Source organism: Hydrogenophaga sp. (genome assembly GCF_051007235.1).
GTDB lineage: Bacteria > Pseudomonadota > Gammaproteobacteria > Burkholderiales > Burkholderiaceae_C > Hydrogenophaga.
Genome location: NZ_JBPCSJ010000066.1, coordinates 1 through 3,574 on the forward strand (window position 1 = coordinate 1; position 3,574 = coordinate 3,574).

Below are 3,574 nucleotides of genomic sequence, written 5' to 3' on the forward strand. Positions count from 1 at the left end.
GAATCCCACGCCCACCGTCAGACCCTCAAGTTTCTGGTCGTCCCGGTCATAGTACTTCGTGTAATCGGCGTTCAGGTAGGTGGTCTTGGTGAGGTCGTAGCTCATGCCCACGCCATAGGCCAGGCCGGTGCGGGCGTCAGACACACCATTGGCCTTGAGGTCGCTGCGCACCACGCCCAGGCGGCCGTACACGTTCACACCGTCGGCCAGCGGCGCCTGGACCTTGCCGAACACGCCGACCATGTTGTCGAGCTTGAGCGTGGTGCCCGATGCCGTGTCCGAGTTGGCGTGCAGCCCCACCATGCCTTCCATGGCCAGGCTGGGGGTGAACTGGTAGCCCACCACGCCGCGGACCATGTCAGGGCTGACTTTCAGGCCCGGTTCACGGTAGTCCAGGCCTGTGTAGCCCACTTCGCCGTACAGGCTCTGTGCCTGTGCGCCAGCGGCCAGCGCGACCAGACCCAGGGTGGTGGTGAGTTTTGCGATGCGAGTCATGAGACCTCCATGGAAATTGGGGAAATGCGCTGAGATTCAGCACACCCTCATGGTGGAGGTCTGGTGTGGCGGCGCGGTATCGGCCGCGTGTCGTGCGGGTGAAGCCGTGTGAGCGCATGTTGCAGCGCTCACAAAGCGTCTGACAGCGGGAACTTCAGGCGGCGACGGCGGGCTGTGGCGCCACGGCCGCCAGCGCGGTGCGCAGGTGGGCCACCGTGCTGTCGACGTCGTGCCATTTGTCCAGACCGAACAGGCCGATGCGGAAGGTCTTGAAGTCTGCACCTTCGTCGCACTGCAGAGGCACGCCCGCCGCCGTCTGCAGGCCGGCAGCGAGGAATTTTTTGCTGTTCTGGATGTCGGGGTCGGTGGTGTAGCTGACCACGACGCCCGGGGCCTGGAAGCCCGCTGCCGCCACGCTTGGGAAGCCGTGGGCGGTGGTCAGCTCGCGCACCGCGCGGCCCAGCGCCACCTGCTCGTCGCGCACGCGGTTGAACCCGTAGGCCTCGGTCTCGCGCATGGTGTCGCGCAGGCGTTGCAGCGCGTCGGTGGGCAGGGTGGTGTGGTAGGCGTGTCCACCGCCTTCGTAGGTGTCCATGATCTGCAGCCACTTCTTCAGGTCGGCCGCGAAGCTGCTGCTCTGTGTGGCATCGATCGCCTGGCGCGCACGTTCGCTGAGCATGACCATGGCGCAGCAGGGCGAGCTGCTCCAACCCTTTTGCGGGGCCGAGATGAGGATGTCCACGCCGGTGGCCTGCATGTCCACCCACATCGCGCCGGAGGCGATGCAGTCGAGCACGAACAGACCGCCCACGGCGTGCACCGCGTCGGCCACGGCGCTCAGGTAGTCGTCGGGCAAGATCATGCCGGCCGCGGTTTCGACATGAGGGGCAAACACCAGCGCCGGCTTTTCTCTCGCGATCGCGGCCTTCACCTCTTCAATGGGGCAAGGGGTCCAGGGCGCCTGTGAGCCTTCAGCCACCTGGCGCGCTTTCAGCACGGTGTGGCTGGCCGGAATCGAGCCCATGTCGAAGATCTGCGTCCAGCGGTAGCTGAACCAGCCGTTGCGGATGACCATGACGTGTTGGCCGTGGGCAAACTGCCGCGCCACCGCTTCCATGCCGAAGGTGCCGCTGCCCGGTACCAGCACGGCCGAGTGCGCGCCGTAGACCCGCTTGAGCATGGCCGAGATGTCGGTCATCACGCCCTGGAAGCGCCGGGACATGTGGTTGAGCGCGCGGTCGGTGTAGACCACCGAAAACTCGAGCAGACCCTCGGGGTCGATCTGGGGCAGCAGTCCGGGCATGTGTGTCTCCTGTCGGTTCGCCTGTGCCAGGCGGGCCGATCAGATTAGCACAGCACCCCAGGGACAGCGACCCACGCCGCGCTGCAGCGTGGGGCCATTGTTCAGTGCCGGGTGAGGGGCAGCTCCGGCTCGCGCAGCCGGCTGGGCGCCAGGGCACCCGCCGAGTCCAGGATGGGGTAGGCGATGGAGCAGATGTGCGAGTTGATGCGCTTGAGGTCGCTGATCAGGTCGATGTGCAGCGAGCTGCTTTCCAGGCTGGGCGTGGTGCGGTCGGCCAGGCGCTCCAGGTGGCTGCTGGCGTATTCGCGCTCCATTTCGCGAAAGCGCACCTTCTCTTCCAGCAGGCGCTGTGCATCGCGCACGTTGCCGTCCAGGAACACGCTCATGCCCAGTCGCAGATTGTCCAGCAGGCGGGCGTGCATGGCCGCGATCTCGGTCATGCCCGCTTCGGAGAACTCTTTCCCCTTGCGGATCTTCTTGTCCTCGACGTCCAGCAGCACGCGTTCGACCGTGTCGCCGATCTGCTCCATGTTGATGGTGAAGCTGATGATGTCGGTCCAGCGCCTACTCTCTTTTTCATTGAGCTGCTCGCGCGAGATCTTGGTCAGGTAGTACTTGATGGCCGAGTACAGCCCGTCCACCGTGTCGTCCAGTTTGCGCAGGTCCTGCGCCAGCTGCAGGTCGTTGGTCTTGATGACCGTCATCACGCCGCGCAGCATGGTTTCGACCACGTCGGCCTGGTGCAGCGCTTCGCGCGCCGCGCACGAAATGGCCAGCGACGGCGTGGCCAGGGCAGACGGGTCCAGGTGGTTGGGCCGGTCCAGTGCGCTGCCGGCGTCCTGCAGCGGCAGCAGCTTTTCCACCCAGCCGGCCACCGTGCCGGTCAGGCCGATGAAGACCAGCCCCACCATCAGGTTGAAGCTGAGGTGGAACAGCACCGTCTGAGCCGCGGGGTCGGGCACATGGGGCTGGACCGCGCGCAGCCAGAACGGGATCAAGGCCGGGGCGATCAGCACGCCCAGCGCCTTGAACATCAGGTTGCCCAGCGGCACCTGGCGCGAGGCGCGGTTGGCCTTGGCCGTGGTCAGCACCGCCAGCAGGCCGCTGCCCAGGTTGGCGCCCAGCACCAGGCCCAGCGCCACGTCGACGCCCACCACGTTGATGGCCAGCGTCGCCGTCAGCAACACCACGGCCAGGCTGGAATACGAGAGCACTGCCAGCGTGGCACCCACCAGGATCTCCAGCATGCGGTCGCTGCTGAGCGATTCCAGGATCAGCTGCACCGCGGGGTTGGCGGTCAGCACGTGCGTGGCCTGACCCACCAGTTGCAGGGCCAGCAGCATCAGGCCCAGGCCAATCAGCACGCGGCCCACGTCGCCGACCGGGGTGCCTTGGCGCAGGATGAACAGCGTGACGCCGATGAAGATGCACAGCGGCGAGAGCCAGGACAGGTCGAACGAGAAGACCACCGCCATGATGGCGGTGCCGATGTCTGCGCCCAGCATCACGGCCAGCGCGGCCGGCAGCGCGATGAGCCCGCGGCCGACGAAGGACGCCGTGATGAGTGCGGTGGCCGTGCTGGACTGAACCAGGGCCGTGACGCCCAGGCCCGAGAGCGCAGCGGTGAAGTGGTTGTGCAGGCTCGCCGCCAGCACCTGACGCAGGCGGCTGCCCAGCACCCGCAGCACGCCGGTGCGCACAAGGTGTGTTCCCCAGACCAGCAGCGCAATGGCGGCCAGCAGATTCAGCAGGTGTGTCATGGCTGAGGAAAACTAT

3 protein-coding genes are annotated in these 3,574 nt (G+C 66.5%); all 3 read right to left on the reverse strand.

All coding sequences use genetic code 11. The annotated features are described in order from the left end of the window. A partial coding sequence (locus ACR2JA_RS02160) for a porin family protein (protein WP_434007494.1) occupies positions 1-495 on the reverse strand: 495 nt, incomplete at its 3' end. Between the two features lie 154 nt (positions 496-649). Further along, positions 650-1,798: an aminotransferase class V-fold PLP-dependent enzyme gene (locus tag ACR2JA_RS02165; protein WP_434007495.1), complete on the reverse strand. Its 1,149-nt coding sequence runs from the start codon at positions 1,796-1,798 to the stop codon at positions 650-652. A 101-nt stretch (positions 1,799-1,899) separates the two neighbouring features. Further along, positions 1,900-3,558 carry a Na/Pi cotransporter family protein gene (locus tag ACR2JA_RS02170; RefSeq protein WP_434007496.1) on the reverse strand — a complete coding sequence of 553 codons (1,659 nt, stop codon included), beginning with the start codon at positions 3,556-3,558 and terminating at the stop codon, positions 1,900-1,902. Positions 3,559-3,574: the final 16 nt, after the last annotated feature.

Coding starts and splice junctions, on each gene's coding strand:
- ACR2JA_RS02165 (WP_434007495.1), bottom strand. CDS start 1,798: ATGCCCGGACTGCTGCCCCAGATCGACCCCGAGGGTCTGCTCGAGTTT.
- ACR2JA_RS02170 (WP_434007496.1), bottom strand. CDS start 3,558: ATGACACACCTGCTGAATCTGCTGGCCGCCATTGCGCTGCTGGTCTGG.